The 20,819-nt window shown below is 68.7% G+C and carries 17 protein-coding genes; 11 read left to right on the top strand and 6 right to left on the bottom strand.

Going from position 1 to position 20,819, the window contains the following annotated elements:
* Positions 1-153: 153 nt before the first annotated feature.
* Positions 154-684 (top strand): flavin reductase family protein, encoded by a 531-nt coding sequence (locus tag FG94_RS05340; protein WP_051996250.1) that lies wholly within the window; start codon positions 154-156, stop codon positions 682-684.
* A 23-nt stretch (positions 685-707) separates the two neighbouring features.
* Here FG94_RS05340 and FG94_RS05335 read toward each other — a convergent pair whose 3' ends face one another.
* A complete protein-coding gene (locus FG94_RS05335) occupies positions 708-1,205 on the bottom strand; it encodes a nuclear transport factor 2 family protein (RefSeq protein ID WP_081925814.1) in 498 nt (165 codons plus the stop codon).
* Between the two features lie 182 nt (positions 1,206-1,387).
* Between FG94_RS05335 and FG94_RS05330 the strand changes: the two genes are divergently transcribed.
* The 5 genes from FG94_RS05330 (at position 1,388) to FG94_RS05310 (ending at position 11,936) form a co-directional block, all read left to right on the top strand.
* Complete coding sequence (locus FG94_RS05330; RefSeq protein ID WP_036208051.1) at positions 1,388-3,259, top strand: PAS domain S-box protein; 1,872 nt, start codon at positions 1,388-1,390, stop codon at positions 3,257-3,259.
* Positions 3,260-3,358: 99 nt separating this feature from the next.
* Positions 3,359-5,833, top strand: a complete 2,475-nt coding sequence (locus FG94_RS05325) for a heavy metal translocating P-type ATPase (protein WP_036208048.1) — start codon at positions 3,359-3,361, stop codon at positions 5,831-5,833.
* Between the two features lie 181 nt (positions 5,834-6,014).
* Positions 6,015-8,672, top strand: a complete 2,658-nt coding sequence (locus FG94_RS25830; protein WP_051996249.1) for a PAS domain S-box protein — start codon at positions 6,015-6,017, stop codon at positions 8,670-8,672.
* Positions 8,673-8,762: 90 nt separating this feature from the next.
* Entirely contained in the window at positions 8,763-9,161 is a 399-nt protein-coding gene (locus tag FG94_RS05315; protein ID WP_036208044.1) for a hypothetical protein, read from the top strand.
* A 93-nt stretch (positions 9,162-9,254) separates the two neighbouring features.
* Positions 9,255-11,936, top strand: a complete 2,682-nt coding sequence (locus tag FG94_RS05310) for a bifunctional acetate--CoA ligase family protein/GNAT family N-acetyltransferase (protein ID WP_036208040.1) — start codon at positions 9,255-9,257, stop codon at positions 11,934-11,936.
* Between the two features lie 34 nt (positions 11,937-11,970).
* On the opposite strand, the gene FG94_RS05305 is transcribed toward FG94_RS05310, so the two are convergent.
* The 3 genes from FG94_RS05305 to FG94_RS05300 all read right to left on the bottom strand — a co-directional run bounded on the left by FG94_RS05305 (position 11,971) and on the right by FG94_RS05300 (position 14,062).
* A complete protein-coding gene (locus FG94_RS05305) occupies positions 11,971-13,218 on the bottom strand; it encodes a DEAD/DEAH box helicase (RefSeq protein ID WP_036208037.1) in 1,248 nt (415 codons plus the stop codon).
* Between the two features lie 74 nt (positions 13,219-13,292).
* Positions 13,293-13,421, bottom strand: coding sequence for a hypothetical protein (locus FG94_RS28400; protein ID WP_267872328.1), 129 nt, complete (start codon positions 13,419-13,421; stop codon positions 13,293-13,295).
* A 65-nt stretch (positions 13,422-13,486) separates the two neighbouring features.
* Complete coding sequence (locus FG94_RS05300; protein WP_051996246.1) at positions 13,487-14,062, bottom strand: hypothetical protein; 576 nt, start codon at positions 14,060-14,062, stop codon at positions 13,487-13,489.
* Between the two features lie 121 nt (positions 14,063-14,183).
* Between FG94_RS05300 and FG94_RS05295 the strand changes: the two genes are divergently transcribed.
* The 3 genes from FG94_RS05295 (at position 14,184) to FG94_RS05285 (ending at position 16,805) form a co-directional block, all read left to right on the top strand.
* Complete coding sequence (locus tag FG94_RS05295; RefSeq protein WP_036208034.1) at positions 14,184-15,461, top strand: sensor histidine kinase; 1,278 nt, start codon at positions 14,184-14,186, stop codon at positions 15,459-15,461.
* Positions 15,454-16,245: a LytTR family DNA-binding domain-containing protein gene (locus tag FG94_RS05290; RefSeq protein ID WP_036208031.1), complete on the top strand. Its 792-nt coding sequence runs from the start codon at positions 15,454-15,456 to the stop codon at positions 16,243-16,245. The genes FG94_RS05295 and FG94_RS05290 overlap by 8 nt, the downstream gene beginning before the upstream one ends.
* 92 nt (positions 16,246-16,337) lie before the next feature.
* Complete coding sequence (locus FG94_RS05285; protein WP_036208028.1) at positions 16,338-16,805, top strand: hypothetical protein; 468 nt, start codon at positions 16,338-16,340, stop codon at positions 16,803-16,805.
* 13 nt (positions 16,806-16,818) lie between these two features.
* On the opposite strand, the gene FG94_RS05280 is transcribed toward FG94_RS05285, so the two are convergent.
* On the bottom strand, positions 16,819-17,802 hold the full coding sequence (locus tag FG94_RS05280) for an aldo/keto reductase (RefSeq protein WP_036208024.1): 984 nt from the start codon (positions 17,800-17,802) through the stop codon (positions 16,819-16,821).
* Positions 17,803-17,995: 193 nt separating this feature from the next.
* On the opposite strand from FG94_RS05280, the gene FG94_RS05275 reads away from it, so the two are divergent.
* Entirely contained in the window at positions 17,996-19,297 is a 1,302-nt protein-coding gene (locus tag FG94_RS05275; RefSeq protein WP_229445866.1) for an NAD(P)/FAD-dependent oxidoreductase, read from the top strand.
* 109 nt (positions 19,298-19,406) lie between these two features.
* Here the strand turns inward: FG94_RS05275 and FG94_RS05270 are convergent, their stop codons facing one another.
* Positions 19,407-20,144, bottom strand: a complete 738-nt coding sequence (locus tag FG94_RS05270) for a sensor histidine kinase (protein WP_036208018.1) — start codon at positions 20,142-20,144, stop codon at positions 19,407-19,409.
* A 183-nt stretch (positions 20,145-20,327) separates the two neighbouring features.
* Between FG94_RS05270 and FG94_RS05265 the strand changes: the two genes are divergently transcribed.
* Positions 20,328-20,783, top strand: coding sequence for a hemerythrin domain-containing protein (locus tag FG94_RS05265; RefSeq protein WP_036208017.1), 456 nt, complete (start codon positions 20,328-20,330; stop codon positions 20,781-20,783).
* Positions 20,784-20,819 lie beyond the last annotated feature (36 nt).

The following is a 20,819-nucleotide window of genomic DNA, read 5'->3' as shown; positions in this document are numbered from 1 at the left end:
CTCGTTGCGCTGTAGCGTCTTGACCGTGATTCCCAGCAGCTTCGCTGCGTGTCCAATCGCTAAAGTGCTTTCCATGATCATTATTCGACACTTGGGTGCACATTAAGTTCGACTAGGGTCTAGCTCCCTGTCCCCCTCGAGAAGGCCTACCGGCTGCTCACGCACGGCCCGACCGTGCTGGTGTCGAGCAGCCACGAGGGCGTGGACAACGTCATGGCGGCGGCCTGGGCCTGCGCCCTCGATTTCGCCCCGCCCAAGCTCACCGTGGTGCTCGACAAGTCGACCCGTACCCGCGCCCTGGTCGAGGGCAGCGGCAGCTTCGTGATCCAGCTGCCGACGGTGGCGCAGCTGCGCCTGACCCACGAGGTGGGGAACCGCTCGCTCGATGCCGAGCCGCACAAGCTGGCCCAGGCCGGCGTCGTGTTGAAACGCATGGAAGGCGTGGCGGCGCCGCTGGTGGAAGGTTGTTCGGCCTGGCTGGCCTGCCGGCTGGTGCCGGAACCGCACAACCAGCAGGCCTACGACCTGTTCATCGGCGAGGTGACGGCCGCCTGGGCCGATGCGCGCGTGTTCCGCGACGGCCACTGGCATTTCGAGACGGCCGATCCCTCCTGGCGCAGCATCCACCACGTCGCCGGCGGGAACTTCTATGCGATCGGCGAAGCGATGCGCGCCGCCGACTGAGGCCGCCGCCCCCTGGGGAAGCACTAGTGCGGGCCGCGGCTATCGGACTTGGCGGGCTGGGCGGCGGCGGTCTTGATCTCGGTGCCCTGGTGCAGCGAGATGCGCCAGCCTTCGGGCTGGCGCGTCCAGACCCGCACGTAGCGGCCGCGCAGCGGCTGGGCAGCGCCGAGATCGAGGCGGGCGGCGCGCCAGGTGCCGGTGACGATCGCCACGTCCTCGTTCACGACCTCGACCTCCATGTCTTCCAGCCCATAGTTGCGGATGCGGTACTCGTCGCGCGCCAGCGCCTGCAGGAACTCGGTCTTGGAACGCAGCCTGCCGTTGGTCTCGACGTGGCGATAATTGCCGCCCATGAGGCGGCGCAGCAGCTCGATGTCACGTTCGTTCAGCGCGAGGGCGCGCTGGCGCTCGGCCTCGCGCACGCCGAGTCTGGCATCGCGCGCGGCGGCGTCGGAAGCAGCGGCGTGGAAGGGCAGCAACAGGCTGGCGAGGCAAAGGAGGACGACGGGAAGAGGGCGCATGGCGGGTCTCGAATCATACTGCTACGACGATGGGACGGCTTTCCTTGGAATAATGTCACAGATTCACCAGAATGCGACACATTGTTGGTACTTGTGACACCTTAATTTTGTGTCGGAAATGCAGTATCTGTTACAGTTCCACCTGGACGGCAGCCACGCCGTTAATTGATCATACGGACGTTATGCCTGCTGCCCCACTGCCTCCCGACGAACTTGACCGGCTGTCGATGCTCGACGCCCTCCACCTGCTCGATACCCCGCCCGAACCGGTCTTCGACCGCGTCACCCGCCTGGCCAGCCGCATGCTGGACGTGCCGATGGCGCTGTTCTCGCTGGTCGATGCCGACCGCCAGTGGTTCAAGTCGCGCGTCGGGATGGAACCGGGACAGACGCCGCGCGAACACGCCTTCTGCGCCCATGCGATCGGCATGAGCACGCCGCTGGTGGTGCAGGACGCGCTGGAAGACGGGCGCTTCAGCGACAACCCGCTGGTCAACGGTCCGCCGAACATCCGTTTCTATGCCGGGGTGCCGATCCGCACCACGGCCGGCCTGGCGATCGGCACCTTGTGCGCGCTCGATACCAGACCGCGCACGCTGAGCGAGGACGAGGCCGGCCTGCTGAACGACCTGGCCGCGATCCTGACCAAGGAAGTGCAGTACCGCGAGCGCATGGCGGTAGCGCGCGAGCAGCTGGCGCGTTCCAGCGCGGTGCTGGGCGCCAGCGAGGCGCGTTTCCGCAGCGTGTTCGACATCGCCAGCGTGGGCATCGCGCTGGTGGCGCCGGATGGCGGCTGGATCAGCGTCAACAAGGCCTTGTGCGACGTGGTCGGCTACAGCGAGGAAGAGCTGTGGAGCCGCAGCTTCCGCCAGATCACTCACCCGGACGACGTCGACCTCGGCATGGATCAGATGCGCGCCATCCAGCGGGGCGAGCTCGACGGGTTCCGGCTCGAGAAACGCTACATGCGCAAGGATGGCAGGCCGGTATGGGTCGCCCTTGACGTCTCGACCAAACGCAATGCCGCGGGGCAGGTCGAATACACGGTGGCGGTCATCAAGGACATCGACGCCCAGAAGGCGGCCCAGGATGCGCTGTCCGCCCTGAATGCCGACCTGGAACGCCGGGTGCAGGCGCGCACCGCCGAGCTGCACGCGCGCGAGGCGGAAATCCGCAGCGTGGTGGAAAACGCCTACGACGCCTATATCAGCCTGGACGAGGAGGGACTGGTCACGGCCTGGAACCGCCAGGCCGAGGACACCTTCGGCTGGCCGCGCGAAGAAGCCCTGGGCCGCAGCCTGGACGAGCTGATCATCCCGGAAGATCACCGCGAGCGCCATCGCCACGGCATGCAGCGCTTCCTGGCGACCCGGCTCGCCAGCGCCGTCGACCAGCGCCTGGAACTGCCGGCGCTGCGGCGCGACGGCAGTGCGCTGACGGTCGAGGTGCGCATTCGCGCGCTCGAATCGAACGGGCGCACCATGTTCAGCGCCTTCCTGCACGACATCACCGAGCGCAAGCAGGAACAGGCCCAGCGCGAATACGAGAACCGGCACGACCTGCTTACGGGCCTGTTGAACCGGCGCGCGCTGCTGGAAGCGATTCCCGTGGCCCAGTCGCGCGCCAGCCGCAGCGGCAAGGCGGTCGGGATGCTGTTCATCGACCTGGACGGTTTCAAGGCGGTGAACGATTCGCTCGGCCACGAGGCGGGCGACATCCTGCTGCGCGAGATCGCCGGACGCCTGCGCGCCGGGGTGCGCAAGACCGACAGCGTCTACCGCCTGGCCGGCGACGAGTTCACCGTGCTGCTCGAAGACATGGCCGACACCTTCGATGATGCCCACACCGTGGCCGAAAAGCTGATCTCGAGCATTTCCGAGCCGGTGATGCTGCCGGGACGGGCGATGCGCGTGCGCGCCAGCATCGGCATCTCGCTCGACAGCGGCAAGGCCGTGCGCGCGCCGGAGGAACTCCTGAAGGAAGCCGACCACTTCATGTACCAGGCCAAGAAGGCCGGGCGTGGCCGGGTGTGCTCGGCGCGCTCTCCTTACTAAGCCTTATTCGAGTTTCAGGTGTCCAAAAAAGTTGCTTGACCTTCCCATCGTGGGAAGGAATATCCTTCGGGTATGGCATTCCACGATTGAAGGAAGCAAATGGACACGAGAACGCATCCCGAGGGCGCGACCCTCCTGAGTATCGAAGGCATGACCTGCGCGTCCTGCGTGGCCCGGGTCGAAAAGGCCTTGCAGAAGGTGCCCGGCGTAAGCGCGGCGACGGTCAACCTGGCCACCGAGAAGGCCAGCGTGCATGGCGGCGCCGCGCTCGACGCGCTGGTGGCGGCGGTGCGCGCGGCCGGCTACGAAGCCGCCGCGGCGCCGGCGCCCGGCAGCGCTCGTCCGGACAGGGGCGGGAAGACCGGCGCCGGCCTGCCGGCCTGGTGGCCGGTGGCCCTGAGCGCGCTGCTGAGCATGCCGCTGGTGGCGCCGATGCTGGTGCAGCCCTTCGGCCTGCACTGGATGCTGCCCGGCTGGCTGCAGCTCGTCCTGGCGACCCCGGTCCAGTTCTGGTTGGGCGCGCGCTTTTACCGGGCCGGCTGGAAGGCCTTGCGTGCCGGCAGCGGCAACATGGACCTGCTGGTCGCGATCGGCACCAGCGCCGCCTACGGCCTGTCGCTGTACCTGCTGCTGGCGGGCAGCCACCACGGTACGCCCCACCTGTACTTCGAATCCTCGGCGGTGGTGATCACCCTGGTCCTGCTCGGCAAGTGGCTGGAGGCCCGCGCCAAGCGCCAGGCGGTGGCGGCGATCGGGGCGCTGGAAGCCCTGCGCAGCAACGACGCCCTGGTGCGGCGCGACGGCCGCGACCAGCGCATCCCGCTGGCCGAACTGCGCGTGGGCGAGCTGATGGTGGTGCGGCCCGGGGAACGGGTGCCCGCCGACGGCAGCGTGGAAGAAGGGCGCAGCCACCTCGACGAATCCCTGCTGACCGGCGAATCCCTGCCGGTGGCGAAGGGGCCGGGCGATCGCGTGGCGGGAGGCGCCGTCAACGCCGACGGCCTGCTGCTGGTGCGCGCCACCGCGGTCGGCAGCGAGACGATGCTGTCGCAGATCATCCGCATGGTGGAAGACGCGCAGGCGGTCAAGGCGCCGATCCAGCGCCTGGTGGACCGGGTCAGTGCCGTCTTCGTGCCGGCCGTGCTGCTGGTGTCGCTCGTCACGCTGCTCGGCTGCGGCCTGGCGACGGGCGACTGGCAGGCGGCGCTGCTCAATGCGGTGGCGGTGCAGGTGATCGCCTGTCCGTGTGCGCTCGGCCTGGCCACGCCCGCCTCGATCATGGTCGGCACCGGCGCCAGCGCCCGTCATGGCATCCTGATCAAGGATGCGGAGGCGCTGGAAACCGCGCATGCGGTGGGCGTGGTCGTGTTCGACAAGACCGGCACCCTGACCGAAGGCCGGCCGCGCCTGGCCGCGCTCGAAGGGGCCGACGGCGAGCGCGTCTTGCGCCTGGCAGCGGCCGTGCAGCAGGCCAGCAGCCATCCGCTGGCGCATGCGGTGCTGGAGGCCGCGCAGGCGCGCGGCGTCGCGCTGCAGCCGGTGACGCAGGCCCGGGCGCTGCCCGGGCGCGGGGTGCAGGCGGAGCTGGATGGTACGATCGTCTTGCTCGGCAATGCGCGCCTGATGCGGGAGCAGGGCGCCGCCACCGCCGCATGGGAGGCGCAGGCCGCCGCGCGCGAGGCGCAGGGGCGCACCGTGTCCTGGCTGGCCCTGGCGCGTCCCGAAGGGGCCGAGGTGCTCGGCCTGCTGGCCTTCGGCGACAGCCTCAAGCCGGGTGCGGCCGCGGCGGTAGCGCGCCTGGCCGCCATGGGCATCGAGTCGGTCATGCTCACCGGCGACAGCGAGGGCGCCGCGCGTGCGGTTGCCGACCAGGCCGGCATCGCGCGCTTCCATGCCGGGGTGCTGCCGGGAGACAAGGCCAGCCTGGTGGCGGAGCTGAAAGCGACCGGCCGCAAGGTGGCGATGGTCGGCGACGGCATCAACGATGCGCCGGCGCTGGCGGCGGCCGACGTCGGCATCGCGATGGCCAGCGGTACCGATGTCGCCATGCAGACCGCCGGCATCACGCTGATGCGCGGCGACCCCGGCCTGGTGGCCGATGCGGTGGCGATCTCGCAGCGCACCTATGCCAAGATCCGCCAGAACCTCGGCTGGGCCTTCGTCTACAACGTGGTCGGCATCCCGCTGGCCGCCTTCGGCCTGCTCAATCCGGTGCTGGCCGGCGCCGCGATGGCGCTCAGTTCGGTCAGCGTGGTGGCCAACGCGCTGCTGCTGCGCGGCTGGCGGCCCTCAACGGCAGCCGCGCCGCACGCCGCCAGGGAAGAATTCATTCACCAAGGGCTGGAAACGCCCGTTCAACCAGGAGCACGAGAAATGTACCAACTGACCGTAGAAGACATGAGCTGTGGCCACTGCGTCGGCCGCGTGACCAAGGCCGTGCAGGGCATCGACGAGGCGGCGAAAGTCAGCATCGACCTGCCGAGCAAGCGCGTGAGCATCGACAGCGATGCCGATCTCGACCGGATCGTTGCAGCGATCGACGCTGCCGGCTACCCCGTCAGCTCGCGCAGCTAAGATATCAGATAAACAAGTGCTCAGATCCGACAAAATGAGCTATATTTTTATGTAATTGAATATAGGCAGGTAGCAGGACGCAAGGCAACTTTTGCACAGCATTCCACTGGGATGACACATGCGCTACGGTGTTTTAGCAGAACCGGCAGATCTGGCGAAACACCCTCCATCCGGTGCGCAGTTGCGCAACGTCCTCGTGGTGCTGGCGGTGCTGGCGGTCTTTTTCTCGCTGCTGGCGCCGTTTGCGCGCACGCCGCTGCCGGTGGCGCCGGAGTTCATCCCGATGTACCAGTCGGTGCTCATCGGCAGCAACCTGCTCACCGGCATCCTCCTGCTGGGCCACGTGCATACCAGCCGTTCCTGGTCGCTCGGCATCCTCACGCTGGGCTACCTGTTCACGGCGCTGATCGCGCTGGCCCACCTCCTGACCTTTCCCGGCCTGTTCTCGCCCCATGGTGTGCTGGGCGGGAACGACCAGACCACGCCCTGGCTGTTCATGATCTGGCACGCGCTGTTCCCGCTGTTCGTGCTCGGCTATGCGGCCAGCTACCGGCGCCCCTTGCCGGCGCATTTCATGCGCGCCGGCGCACTCCTGACGGCGCTGTTCGTCTCGGCGCTGGTCCTGCTGTGCACCACCGGCGCCCCCTACCTGCCGGAGCTGATGGACGGGGACCGCTTTCGTCCCGCCTACCGCTGGGTCAGCGCTTGCGTGCTGGCGCTGTCCCTGTTCGCCCTGTGGAAGACGGCCCAGAAGCGCCCGCGCGCCGTGCTCGACGTCTGGCTGACGATCGCGATGTCGGCCTGGGCCTTCGAGGTCCTGCTGTCCTGCCTGCTCAACGGCGGACGCTTCGACCTCGGCTTCTACGCCGGGCGGCTGTACGGCCTGGCGGCCTCGCTGTTCGTGCTGGGCGCTGTCGCCATCGACAACATCTCCCTGCACAGGCGCCTGCGCGACACCTTCGAAGAAATGATCGAGACCCGTTCGCGCGCGCAGTGGCAGAGCCTGCTCGGCTCGGTGCTGCGCCAGCTGCCCGACGGCGTCTTGATCGTCGACCGCGAGGGACGCTGCGTGATGGCCAACGACCTGGCCGAGCAGATGGCGGCCCGTTTCGAGCACACCGGCAAGGGCGGCATGGCCGGCCCGGCCGCGATGCTGTCCCTGATCGGCGAGCCGGTGCGGCGCGCGGTCCGCGGCGAAGCCTTCCGCGACGCCGTGCTCGAGAGCCTGACGCGCGACGGGCGGCGCGTGTATTCGGTCAGCGGAGCGCCCCTGCGCGATGCGGCGGCCGAGCTGGCGGCGGCGGTGATCGTGCTGGACGACATCACCGAACGGACCGAAGCGAACGCCGCGCTGGCGCGCGCGCTCGACCAGACGCGCTACCTCATCGAAAATACCCCGCTGGCCGTGATCGAGTGGGACCGCGACTTCGTGATCCGCCTGTGGAACCGGCGCGCCGAGGAACTGTTCGGCTGGACGGCCGAGGAAGCGGTCGGGCGGCGCATCGACGCGCTGCCGGTGATCCACGAGGAGGACGCCGGCATGGTGGCCGGCGCGATGGGGCGCCTGCTCGATTCGGCCACGCGCTACGTCGAGTCGAGCAACCGCAACCGCACGCGCGACGGCCGCACGCTCTGCTGCGAATGGTACAACTCGGTGCTGCACGACGAGGATGGACGGATCGACCGGGTGTTCTCGCTGGTGCTGGACGTCAGTGAACGCGAGGAAGCGATGGACGCTTTGCGCGAGGCCGACCGCCGCAAGGACGTCTACATCGCCACCCTGGCGCACGAGCTGCGCAACCCGCTGGCGCCGATCGCCAACGCCGCCTCGCTCCTGCGCGGCAAGGCGCTGGCCCAGGACCGCATCGAATGGATCGCCGCCATGGTCGGACGCCAGACCGGCCAGATGGCGCGCCTGCTCGACGACCTGCTCGACGTCACCCGCATCAGCCGCGGCAAGATCGAACTGCACCGCGCGCCGGTGGAGCTGGGCCGGCTGCTGCGCGACACCCTGCAGACCAGCATGCCGCTGATCGAGGCCGGGCGCCACACCGTGGCGCTCGACCTGTGCCAGGAGCCGGTCTGGGTCGATGCCGACGCGCTGCGCCTGACCCAGGTGCTGGCCAACCTGATCAACAATGCCGCCAAGTACACGCCGCCGGGCGGACGCATCGCGATCCTGCTGGAGGAAAGCGGCGGCGAGGCGCGGGTCGAGGTGAGCGACAACGGCATCGGCATCGAGCCGGACATGCTGGCGCGCGTGTTCGATGCCTTCGTCCAGGTGTCCAGCGCCAGCCACCTGGCGCAGGGCGGCCTGGGGATCGGCCTGTCGCTGGCCAAGGGCCTGGTCGAGCTGCCCGGCGGCCGGCTGGCGGCGCACAGCGAAGGGCCGGGACACGGCTCGGCCTTCACGGTGACGCTGCCGGCGATCCGGCCGGCGGCCACGCCCGACGTGGCCGAGCAGGGCGGCGCCGCGGGGCCGCGCCTGGGCAAGCACGTGCTGGTGGCCGACGACAACGTCGATGCCGCCGAGTCCCTGGCCTGGCTGCTGCGCTCGGAAGGCGCGACGGTGGACGTGGCGCACGACGGCGCGGCGGCCCTGCGCCTGTTCAACGAACACCCGGCCGACATCGCGGTGCTGGACCAGGGCATGCCCGAGATGGACGGGCTGGAAGTGGCGGCGATCCTGGCGCGGCGGGTGCCGCGCCCCTTCCTGGTGGCGGTGACCGGGCGCGGGCGGCAGGAGGACCGCGCGGCCTCGCTGGCGGCCGGCTTCGACGAGCACCTCACCAAGCCGGTGGCGCCGCAGCAGCTGATCGACCTGCTGGGAAAGGTATAGCTGTGCATGCGCGCAACAGCAGCCCGGCGAGATATTGCCGATATTGAAACGCACTGTTAGTATTTTAAGGGTATTGACTTGGAGGGTGCGATGCAGATGCTGATCCGCCTGTTCGGCCCTCGATGCAGGAAAAACCAGGAAGACATCGCCGCCCGCGCGGCCGAGGTGATCGTCCACGTCCTGTTCGACGTCGGGCTCGACCGTTTCCTGGCCGGCACCATCCTGCTCGACCGTGAATTCCGCCTGCGCTTCTATGCGATCGCGCCGCAGCCATCGCCCGCCATCCTGGCCAGCATCGCGGTGAGCGAGCTGGACGAGGCGCACCGGTTCCGCGCCCAGGTGCTCGAAGCCGGCATCGACGCCCCCCGGCTTGCCGCCCACACCCGTATCATGGCCGACAGCATCATGGGGGCGCTGCGCATCCGCTCGCCGGCCCTGCGCGCGCTGCCGGCCACCCGCCGCGAGCGGCGCGGCATGCTGCGACGCTAAGTCGACAGGCCGTGCGCGCCGCCTCGTGAAGGGGCGCTATGCTTCCTGGGCGGGGCGCAGGGGCGCCCGCGTCATCCGAGGAAAGGTCACCGCATGAGCGTTCGCAACCTCGAGCACCTGTTCGCACCGAAGTCGGTGGCGCTGGTCGGCGCTTCCGAGCGGCCGGGCAGCCTGGGCGCAACGCTGCTGCACAACCTGCTGGCGGGCGGATTCAAGGGCGAGGTCTGGCCGGTCAATCCCAAGTATGGCGAACTGGCCGGGCGGCGCTGTTATGCCAGCGTGGCCGAGCTGCCCGCGGCGCCGGCGCTGGCCGTGATCTGCACGCCGTCCGCGACGATTCCCGCGATCGTGCGCCAGCTGGGCGAGCGCGGCACCCGTGCGGCGGTGGTCCTGAGTAGCGGCATGAGCGATGGACGGACCGCGCGCGGCCGCGGCCTGCGCCAGGCCATGCTGGACGCCGCCCATCCCTACCTGCTGCGCCTGCTCGGGCCGAACAGCGCCGGCCTGCTGGCGCCCGGCCTGGGACTGAACGCCAGCGTCGCCACCAGCGGCGCGCTGCCCGGGCGGATCGCCTTCGTGTCGCAGTCGGGCGCCCTGATGGTCGGCGTGCTGGACTGGGCGCGCACCCGCGGCATCGGCTTTTCCCACTTCATCGCGCTGGGCGACGCGGCCGACGTCGACCTGGGCGACGTGCTCGATTACCTCGCCAGCGACGGCGCCACCGGCGCCATCCTGCTCTACCTGCAGGACCTGCGCTATGCGCGCAAGTTCATGTCAGCCGCGCGCGCGGCGGCGCGCAGCAAGCCGGTGCTGGTGCTGCGCGCCGGGCGCGAGGACGATCCGCTGCCTTCCGCCGCCAGCGAGAGCGGCGCCCTGGCGCGCCGCGACGACGTGTTCGACGCCGCGATCCGGCGCGCCGGCATGCTGCGCGTGACCACCACCGACCAGCTGTTCTCGGCCGCCGAGACCCTGGCCTACGCGCGCCCGCTGCACGGCGAGCGCCTCGCCATCGTCAGCAACGGCGCGGGACCAGGCGTGCTGGCGCGCGATGCGCTGGCCTATGGCGGCGGGGTCGGGGCGCAGTTTTCAAACGAATCGCAGGCGCGCCTGGATGCGCTGCTGGCGCCGGGTTGGCGGCGCGGGAACGTGGTCAACCTGCAGGGCCGGGCGGCGCCCGAACTGTACCGCGAGACCCTCGAGATCCTGCTGGCCGACCCGCAGGTCGACGCGCTGCTGCTGATCCAGTCGCCCACCGCGACGGTGGCGAGCCGCGACGTGGCGGACGCCATCGCGCCGCTGGTGCGCAGCGCGTCCAAGACCCTGCTCTCGTGCTGGCTGGGCGGCAGCGCGGTATCCGAGGCCCGTGCCATCGCCTCCGGCGCGCGCCTGCCGGCCTACCGCACGCCGGAAGACGCCGTGGCCGGCTTCCTGCAGCTGGTGCACTACCGGCGCAACCAGAACCTCCTGATGGAGGTGCCGCCCTCGATGGTGGGCTCGGTGGCCCCCGACCGCGCCGCGGCGCGCGCGCTGGTGCGCGAGGCGGTCGCGGGCGGGCGCTACCTGCTGTCCGACCCCGAGACCAAGGCCATCCTGCGCACCTACGGCATGGCGGTGGTCGAGACGCGCCAGGCCGCCAGCGTGGAGGAGGCGGTGAGCGCCGCCCAGCGCATCGGCTACCCGGTGGCGGTCAAGATCCTGACGCCGGACGTGATGCACAAGTCGGACGTCGGCGGCGTGACCCTCGACCTCGACGGCGACGAGGGCGTGCGCGCGGCTGCCACGCGCATGCGCCGGCGCCTCGCGGAACTGTTCCCGCAGGCGAAATTCGAGGGCTACTCGGTGCAGGCCATGGTCAGGCGCAGCAACGCGCACGAACTGATCGTCGGCGCGGCGCTGGACGCCGTGTTCGGGCCGGTGATCGTGTTCGGGCAGGGCGGGGTGACGGTGGAAGTGGCCGACGACCATGCGGTCGGCCTGCCGCCCCTGAACCTGGTGCTGGCGCGCGACCTGGTCGACCGTACCCGCGTGGCCCGGCTGCTGGCCGGCTACCGCAACCGACCGGCGGCCAACATGGACGCGGTGCTGGCCACGCTGGTGCAGGTCTCGCGCATGGTCGCGGACATTCCCGAGATCGTCGAGCTGGATCTGAACCCGCTGCTGGCCGACAGCCGCGGCGCCGTGGTGCTGGACGCGCGCATGCGCCTGGCGCTGGCCGACCGTTCCGGCAGCACCCTGGACCGGCTGGCGATCCGGCCCTATCCGCGCGAGCTGGAAGAGACGATCGACTGGCAGGGCGCGCCCCTGCTGCTGCGGCCGATCCGCCCGGAGGACGGTCCGGCCCATCTGGCGTTTTTCGATGCGCTCACGCCGGACGACGTGCGCTACCGGATGTTCGTGCGCGTGCGCGAACTGCAGCCCTCGCAGCTGGCGCGCTTTACCCAGATCGACTACGACCGCGAGATGGCCTTCATCGCCACCCGGCCCAATGCGCAAGGCGTGGCCGAGACCCTGGCGGTGGGGCGGGTGGTGGCCGATCCGGACAACATCACGGCGGAATTCGCGGTGACGGTGCGCTCGGACTTGAAGGGCATGGGGCTCGGCAAGCTCATGATGCAGAAGCTGATCGACTACTGCCGCGCGCGCGGCACGCGCGAGATCGTGGGGGAGGCCTTGCCGCAGAACTCGCGCATCACCGGGCTGGCCAAGCGGATGGGCTTCACGGTGAAGTCGACCGGGCTGGAAGGCATGCGTGAAATGCGGCTGGTGTTGCAATAAAATTTCAAACCGGCCGCTTATATGAAATAATATTTCACTTCCTGAAGCGTACGTCCTCGACCACGACCTTCGCATCGCCCTTCGGCTTCTTGGGCTTCTTCGGCTTCTTAACGATTTGCCCGCCCGCGATCGTCTCGGGCACGCGGTGCTCCGGTTCGAAGCCGCTTTCCTCCACGCGCCGGATGGTCTGGCGCGTCAGGGCCTCGATCGCGGCCAGGAATTCGACTTCGTCGGCCGCCACCAGCGAGACCGCCTCGCCCGAGGCCCCGGCGCGCCCGGTGCGCCCGGTGCGGTGCACGTAATCCTCGGCCACGATCGGCAGGTCGACGTTGACCACCACCGGCAGGTCGTCGATGTCGAGGCCGCGCGCGGCGACGTCGGTCGCCACCAGCACCTTCACCTCGCCCGCCTTGAAGCGCTCCAGCGCGCGCAGGCGCGCCGGCTGCGGCTTGTCGCCGTGGATCGCATCGGCCGCGATGCGCTTGGCGTCCAGCAGGCCGACCAGCTCGTCCACCCCCTTGCGGGTTTTGGCGAAGGCCAGCACCTGGGGCCAGTCGTGTTTTTTCAGCAGGTGCAGGAACAGCTCGGGTTTGCGTTTCTTGTCCACCGGGACCAGCCACTGGGTGACCTTGGCCACCGTGGTGTTGCGCGGGCTCGCCTCGATGCGCACCGGCTCGCGCAGCAGGCGGTTGGACATGGCGCGGATCTGGTCGGAGAAGGTGGCCGAGAACAGCAGGGTCTGGCGCTTTTTCGGCAGCGCCGCGAACACCTGGTCGAGTTCCTTCGAGAAGCCGAGATCGAGCATGCGGTCGGCCTCGTCCAGCACCAGGGTGATGACTTCCGTGAACTTCACCGCATTCTGGCGATGCAGGTCGAGCAGGCGGCCCGGGGTCGCCACCAGCACGTCCACCCCCTTGCGCAGGTTCATCATCTGCGGATTGATGCTGACCCCGCCGTAGGCCACCATGGTGCGCAGGTTCAGCCCGGCGCCGTAGCTGCGGAAGCTCTCGTGCACCTGCTCGGCCAGTTCGCGCGTCGGCACCAGGACCAGGGCGCGCGCGGCATTGCTGCCTACCGGCTTGTCGCGCTTGAACAGGCGCTGCAGGATCGGCAGGGCGAAGCCGGCGGTCTTGCCGGTCCCGGTCTGGGCCGCGGCCATGACGTCCTTGCCGGACAGGATGACGGGAATCGCCTGCTGCTGGACGGCGGTCGGGGTGCTGTAGTCGAGCGAAGCGAGGGTCTGGACGATCGGATCGATCAGTCCAAGCGAAGCAAAGGACATGGAAACCTTACGACGAGTAAATGTACAGGCCGTAGTTTAACTTGCCGGAGGCGGCAAGCGAAGGGCACGCCGGCTCAGGCGAGGTCAATCAGGACCGACAGGTCGACGATCGGCTTGACCGGCTCGCGCTGGTCCTTGCAGGCAGTCAGCAACAGGCAGGCAATCGCGAGCGCGGCGGCGGGGAAGAGGCGGCGCGGTGGCATGATGGCTCCTTATCAAGAAGCCCCATCATACGCCAGTCCGCGCCGAAAATGCATACGGCGCGAAATCAGAAGCTGTACGAGATGCCGGCGCGCAGTACCGGGTAGATCTTGTAGTCCGAGACTTCTTTCTGCAGGCGCAGTTCTTCGACGTTGACGTCGCTCGCCAGCTTGCTGCAGAAGGTGACGTTGGTGCTGCAGCCGTAGGCGATCAGGTTGACGCGGGCCTTGCCTTGGTGGAAGACGCCGATGTCGGCATTGAAGTTCCAGCGCTTGTTCGGGGTGAGCGCGTTGCCCCAGCCGATGCCGATGTACGGCGCAGCGCGGCGGAAGTTGACTTCGCCTTTCAGGGCGCCGAAGTCGGCGGCCAGGTAGTTGATGCCGTTGAAGTTGAAGCTGCCGTTCGCGGTCGGGACGCCAAGGGCCTTGAAACGGGTGCCGTTGTACAGGATGCCGCCGGTCAGGCGGAAGCTGCTGTGCGGGATGACATACCAGTCGAACAGCACGTCGAACGTCGCCAGTTTGCCGTCGAGCTTGTAGTCGACCAGGCCCGAGCGCTTGTCGAAGTCGTGCTTGAAGTAGTTGGCGCCGAAGCGGCCGTTCAGCTTGCTCTCCATCGGGACGAGGATGAGGGCGATGTACAACGCTTTATTTGTGCCCGCCAGGGCCGGTTTCGTCGCCACTATCCCGGCTCCGTCGCATAATGTCACCCGGCAATAGAGACCAGGACTAATCTGGCGCTGCCCTGACTACTGAAAGAACATCATGATTTCAAGCACATTCCATATTGGACGCCTGCTGGCCGCCTGGCTCGGCTGCTACCTGGTCTTCGCGATCATCGTTGCCGAGGGGACCCGGGATATCGTCGAGCGCGAGGTCGGCGGCTATTTCGCGCTGCTGGCGCTGTTCCTCGGGCTGTGGGTGCTCTCCGGCGTGTTCTCGCACATGCGCCGGGTGCGCCTGATCGCGGGTAGCCTCAACAGCAGCACCCTGTCCAACCGCCAGCGCCGCCAGATCGAGATTCCCTTCGAGGCCGGCGAGGCCTTCGACCTGATCGATGCCGCGATCCGCGAACTGCCCGGCGCGATCCTGGTCGAGAGCGCGCGCGACAGCCTGCAGGTGCGCGCCAAGGTCAAGCGCATCAATCCCTACGCCATGCACCACGACGGCCAGCCGCCCGCCGCCAGCTGGGCCTTCATTCCGTTCGGAGAGCGGCGCAACCAGATCCTGGCCACGGTGACGCCGAACGGCGATTCCGCCGGCAGCGTCACCCTGATCTGCGAACCGGAAGACCCGGCCTGGACCGACACCTTCCTGGTCGACCACGGCACCAACCTGGAAAACGCCGAAGCGATCGTGCGGGCGATTACCCGCCGGGTAGCCGAGCGGCGCCGCGGCGAACAGGCGATGGTGGCCCAGACCGCCACCGAGAAGGAGCTCACGGTGGCCAAGCTGAGCCTGCTGCACGCCCAGGTCGAGCCGCACTTCCTGTACAACACGCTGGCCAGCGCCCAGGTGCTGACCCGCACCGACCCGGCGCGCGCCGACGAGATGCTGGGCAACCTGATCCAGTACCTGCGCCACTCGCTGCCGCGCACCGAGGACGCGCCCTCGACCATCGGCGAGGAACTGGAACGCGCCCGCGCCTACCTCGACATCCTGAAGATCCGCATGGGGCCGCGCCTGCAGCTGCAGGTCGACGTGCCGGACGCGCTCCGCGCGGTGCTGTTCCCGAGCATGATGCTGCAGACCCTGGTCGAGAACGCGATCAAGCATGGCCTCGAGCCCAAGCCGGGCGGCGGCACGGTCTGGATCCTGGCGCGCCAGGTCGACAGTGCGGTGGCGGTGACGGTGGCCGACGACGGCCGCGGCTTCACCGCCGAGGGCGGGGGAACCGGGGTCGGCCTGCGCAACGTGCGCGAGCGCCTGCGCCTGGCCTACGGCAGCGCGGCCGCGTTCTCGATCGTGGCCAACTTCCCGAGCGGCGTGGCCGCCACCATCACCGTTCCCCATACCGTAGGGGCAGGAGCCCATCATGCTTGATTCCCGCATCCGCTGCGTCGTGGCGGAAGACGAAGCCCTGCTGCGCGAATCGCTGGTCCAGCTGCTCGGCCAGGTGTGGCCGGAACTCGAGATCGTGGCCAGCTGCGAGGATGGCGGCAGCGCCCTCGATGCGATCGCCGAGCACCGTCCGGACGTGGTGTTCCTGGACATCCGCATGCCCGGCCTGAGCGGGCTGGAAGTGGCGTCGAACCTGCTGGCCGCCGGCATCAAGACCGAAGTGGTGTTCGTCACCGCCTACGACCAGTACGCGATCGACGCCTTCGAGCGCGGCGCCGTCGACTACCTGCTCAAGCCGGTGGCGCGCGAGCGCCTGGCCGGCACGGTGGGGCGGGTGCAGGCGCGCCTGCAGCGCGGCGGCCAGGACAGCGGGCAACTGAGGCAGCTGCAGGCCTTGCTGCAGCAGCTGCAGGCGGTGGCGCCGCCGCAGCCGAAGGCGCCGCCGCTGGTCTGGCTGACCGCCAGCCGCGGCCAGGAAACGCGCCTGATCCTGGTGGACGACGTGTGCTACTTCCAGGCCGACTCCAAGTACACGGTGGTCATGACGATCGAGGGCGAGACCCTGCTGAGGAAGCCCATCCGCGACCTGCTCGAGGTGCTCGATCCGACCCACTTCAAGCAGGTGCACCGCTCGACCATCGTCAACCTGCGTGCAGTCAGCGGCGTGACCCGCGACGAGAGCGGGCGCGGCGTCCTGCGCCTGAAGAACCGGCCCGAGACACTGGCCGTGAGCCAGCCCTTCATGGGCCTGTTCCGCAACATGTAACCAGATGTGAAAGCCTGCACAGAGTGTATCGGGGCAATGGAATCGTGCTTGCCGATGGTAAAGTTATGCCATCAACAAGCCTGGAGGCACCCATGAAAGCCCTGATTCTCTCTGCAGCCCTGGCGGCCGCTTCGTTCCCGGCCCTGGCCCAGACCAATGTCAGCATCAGCATCGGCCAGCCCGGCTTCTACGGCCGCATCGACCTCGGCGACGGCTACCGCAGCTACGGCCCGCCGCCGGTGTACGTGGCCGAACCGATCATCATCGAGCGCCGCCACCGGGTGCGCGCCGAGCCGGTCTACCTGCGCGTCCCGCCGGGCCACCGCAAGAACTGGAGCAAGCATTGCCGCAAGTACGGCGCCTGCGGCCAGCCGGTGCTGTTCGTGCAGGACCGCTGGTACTCGGACGTGTACGCGCCGCGCTACCGCGAAGTGCATTACCGCGAGCGCTACGACGACCGTAGCGGCCGTGGGCATGACCGCCACCACGACCGTGGCCATGGCAGGGATCACGACCGCGGTCACGGTCACGGCAAGGGCCACGGCCGCGGCCACGACTGAGCCGGCGCCGGCTTCACGCCGGTAGCGGTACCCCGTCCGGCAGCAAGCCCTCGGCAATCAAGGCCTGCCAGAACGCCGCCGGAATCTTGATGTCCATCAGGTCGGCATTGCGGCGCAGGTGGCGCGTGCTGCTGGCGCCGGGAATGGTGGCCACCACCACCGGATGGGCGGCGCCGAACTGCAGGGCCGCCGCCGGCAGGTCGACGCCATGGCGCGCCGCCACGTGGCGCAGCCGTTCGCGGTGTTCGAAGTGTTTCGGCTTGGCCGGCACGTAGTCATAGTGGTCGCCGCCCGCCAGGAAACCCGAGTTGAACGGGCCGCCCAGCACGATGCCGGCGCCGCGCTCCTCGCACAGCGGGAACAGGGCCTCCAGCGGCGTGGTTTCCATCAGCGTGTAGCGTCCGGCCAGCAGGAAAATGTCCGGGTCGGAGTCGCGCAGCGCGCGCAGGCAGGGTTCGACCGTGTTCACGCCCAGGCCCCAGGCCTTGATCAGCCCTTCCTCGCGCATCCGCACCAGTTCCTCGAAAGCGCCACCGCGGCCGGCGGCGATCCGGTAATGGTGGTCGAACCCTTCGCCCAGGTGGTCGGGCGAGAGGTCGTGCACGTAGACGATGTCGGTGCTGCCGAGGGCCAGGCGCTGCAGGCTGTCCTCGACCGAGCGGCGTGCACCGGTCGCCGTGTAGTCGGTCAGGCGCCGGAAGGGCAGCGAAGACACGAAAGGCGGGGCGATGTCGCCGCTTGGGTCGGGCACCAGCACGCGCCCGACCTTGGTCGACAGCGTGTAGTCCATGCGCGGCCGGGTGCGCAGGGCCTGGCCGAAGCGGTGCTCGGACAGGCCGGTGCCGTAGTGAGGTGCGGTGTCGAAATAGCGGATGCCCGCTTCCCAGGCCGCGTCGACGGTGGTGCGGGCCGCCTCGTCGCTCGTGGTGTGGTACATGTCGCCCAGGCCGGTGCCGCCAAGGCCCAGGCGCGAGATCGGTCGGTAGCGCTGGTTCATGCTGTCCTTTCGTGTCGAATGGTCGCCCATGCTACACCGGCGCGCGGCGCGCACCGTTGAACCGGGCGGTCGGCGCCGCCGCGGACTCTTCCACACGAGCCAGGGTGCCGCAGGCTTTGCGCCGACGTAGTAAGATTGCCACATCGCCCATGTGCTGGCATTGCCGGACGGGCGCACCATGAAGGAGCTTACTTTGCGTAGCGAAATCGTGATCGTGGGTGGCGGGGCGGGCGGCCTGGAACTGGCCTGCAAACTGGGCCGCAAGCTGGGGCCATCGAAGGTAACGCTGGTGGACAGCCGGCTGTACCACATCTGGAAGCCGTCGCTGCACGAAGTCGCGGCCGGCACCCTGGACATCCACCAGGAAGGCCTGTCCTACCAGATGCTGGCGCATGACAACGGCTTCAATTTCGTATTCGGGCCGATGACCGCCCTCGACGCCGCGTCGAAGACCATCACCGTGGGCGCGATCCTGGCGGCCACCGACAACGACGAGGTCCTGCCCGAGCGCCGCATCGCCTACGGTTCGCTGGTGCTCGCGGTCGGCAGCACCTCGAACTACTTCGGCGTGCCCGGCGCCATGGAGCACACCATTTCCCTGAATGCCACCGAGGACGCCGAGCGCTTCCGCCTGCGCATGCTGCGCCTGATGCTGGCCGCCGAGCAGGATCACGAAGAAGGCAAGGGAAGCGGCCTGGACGTGGTGATCATCGGCGGCGGCGCCACCGGCGTCGAACTGGCGGCCGAACTACGCGAGGCCTCCGGCGCCTATGTCACCTACGGTTTCGACCAGCTGGACGTGAAGCGCGACGTGCGCATCACCATCCTGGAAGGCGCCTCGCGCGTGCTGGCGCCGCTGCCGGAAAAGGTGTCGAGCGCGGCCAACGACCTGCTCGCCAAGCGCGGCATCCGCGTGGTCACCGACTGCCGGGTCACGCAGATCGACCGCGACCGCGTGGTCGACAAGGACGGCAACGTGTATCCGTCCAAGCTGTGCGTCTGGGCCGCCGGCATCAAGGCGCCCGACCTGCTGGCCTCGCTCGGCCTGCCGACCGCCAGGGGCGGCCAGGTCGAGGTCGACGCCCACCTGCGCGTGAAAGGCGCGGACGACATCTATGCGCTGGGCGACTGCGCCGCCTGCGTCGACGGCAAGGGCAATGCGGTGCCGCCGCGCGCCCAGGCCGCCCACCAGCAGGCCGACTACCTGGTCACGACTTTCCTGCGCAAGTCCAAGGGCCATGCGCCCCAGGACCGGCCGTATGAATACCGCGACTACGGTTCGCTGGTGTCGGTGGGCCGCTCCACGAGCGTGGGCAGCCTGATGGGCTCATTGCGCGGCGCCAGCTGGTTCGTGCAGGGCACGATGGCACGCCTGATGTACACCAGCCTGCACCTGATGCACCACCGCGCGGTGCTCGGCACCATGCGCACCGGGGTGCTGGCGCTGGCGCGCTTCCTGGTGCGGCGCGCCACGCCGCTCGTCAAACTGCATTGAATGTAGGGTGGGCGGGTTTCCCGCCCACGCGGTGATCGCTGCGGGCTCCGCTCCCGCACCGGACGATCTTGCTGTAACTATCACTGCGTGGGCGGCTTAGCCGCCCACCCTACGCGCCCGGCGCCTGCTTCGGCAAAGTCATGCGCAACACCGCGCCGCCGGTCTCGCCGGCGCCGAGCTCCAGCGTGCCGCCCAGGAAGCGCGCGCGCTCGCGCAGCAGGCGCAGGCCGTGGCAGCTGGTCGACTCCAACACCTTGTCGTTCTTCGGCAGGCCGCTGCCGTTGTCGCGGATGGTCAGCATCACCTGCTCGCCGTCGTCGTCCAGGATCACGTCGACCTCGGTCGCGCGCGCATGCGCGGCCACGTTGCGCAGGCCTTCCTCGACGCAGCGCAGCAGCACCACGCCCTGGGTGCGGGTATAGGACCCGTCCTCGTCGGGCAGGCTGGCGCGCGCCTTGATGCCGTGGGCGGCGGCGAAGTCGGGGACCAGTTCGGCCAGCGCGGCCTTCAGGCCGAGGAACTCGAGCTTGTCGTTCCACAGCTCGAGCTGCATCTTGCGGTTGGTCTCGATGATGTTGGCGAGCAGCCCCTTCATCTGGGCGCTGCGGTCGCGCATCGACTGGTTCTCGGCCGGGATGTGCTGGCTGAGCAGGGCAAGGTGCATGGTCAGCGCCGTCATCGACGAGCCGAGGCTGTCGTGGAGCTGGCGTGCCAGCAGGCGGCGTTCCTCGTCCCAGCAGGCGGCGAGGTAGCCCAGCATCTCGGTGAGTTCAGCGGTGCGGTCCGCGCCCGGCGCTGTCGATGCGACTGCGGCGGGCAGGGGCTGCGGATGTGCCGGTTCGGTCATCGTAGGCTCGGTTAAATGTTTCCCAAATCATACAACAGCTGGCCGCGTGACGGCGCGCAAGGCCGGTGCATTGTAGCTGCGGGGTGCCGGAAGCAGCGTGCGCTGCCGTACAGTCGCGTTGCCCTTTTCAGGCGAAGCTTGGGGCGTAGCCATACCACTTTATTAATAACCGGGGGTAATACAATGACGACCGCAAGCAAATCGCAGGATGCCATCACGCTGCTCACCGCGCAGCACCGCGAAGTCCACGAGATGTTCGAGAAGTTCGAGAACATGACCGACCGTGCCAAGGTCAGCAAGAAAAAGCTCGCCGACGAGATCTGCCAGGCATTGATCATGCACACCACGATCGAGGAAGAGATCCTGTATCCAGCAGTGCGCGAAGCAACCGAGGAAACCGAGGACATGGTCGACGAGGCCGTCGTCGAACACGCGTCGGCCAAGGACCTGATCGCCCAGATCCAGGAAATGGACCCGGGCGACGACCTGTACGACGCCAAGGTGAAGGTGCTGGGCGAGCTGGTCGACCACCACGTCGAGGAAGAAGAGAAGGAAATGTTCCCGAAGATGAAGGAACTGAAGCTGGACCTGCAGGCGCTGGGCCAGGAAATGGCAGCCCGGGCCGCCGAGCTGCAGTAAGCAATACCTGTCCCGGCGCCGCCGGGACTTCGGGCC

Source organism: Massilia sp. LC238 (genome assembly GCF_000735635.1).
Lineage (GTDB): Bacteria > Pseudomonadota > Gammaproteobacteria > Burkholderiales > Burkholderiaceae_D > Telluria > Telluria varians.
This window is presented reverse-complemented; position numbering and strand designations above follow the sequence as displayed.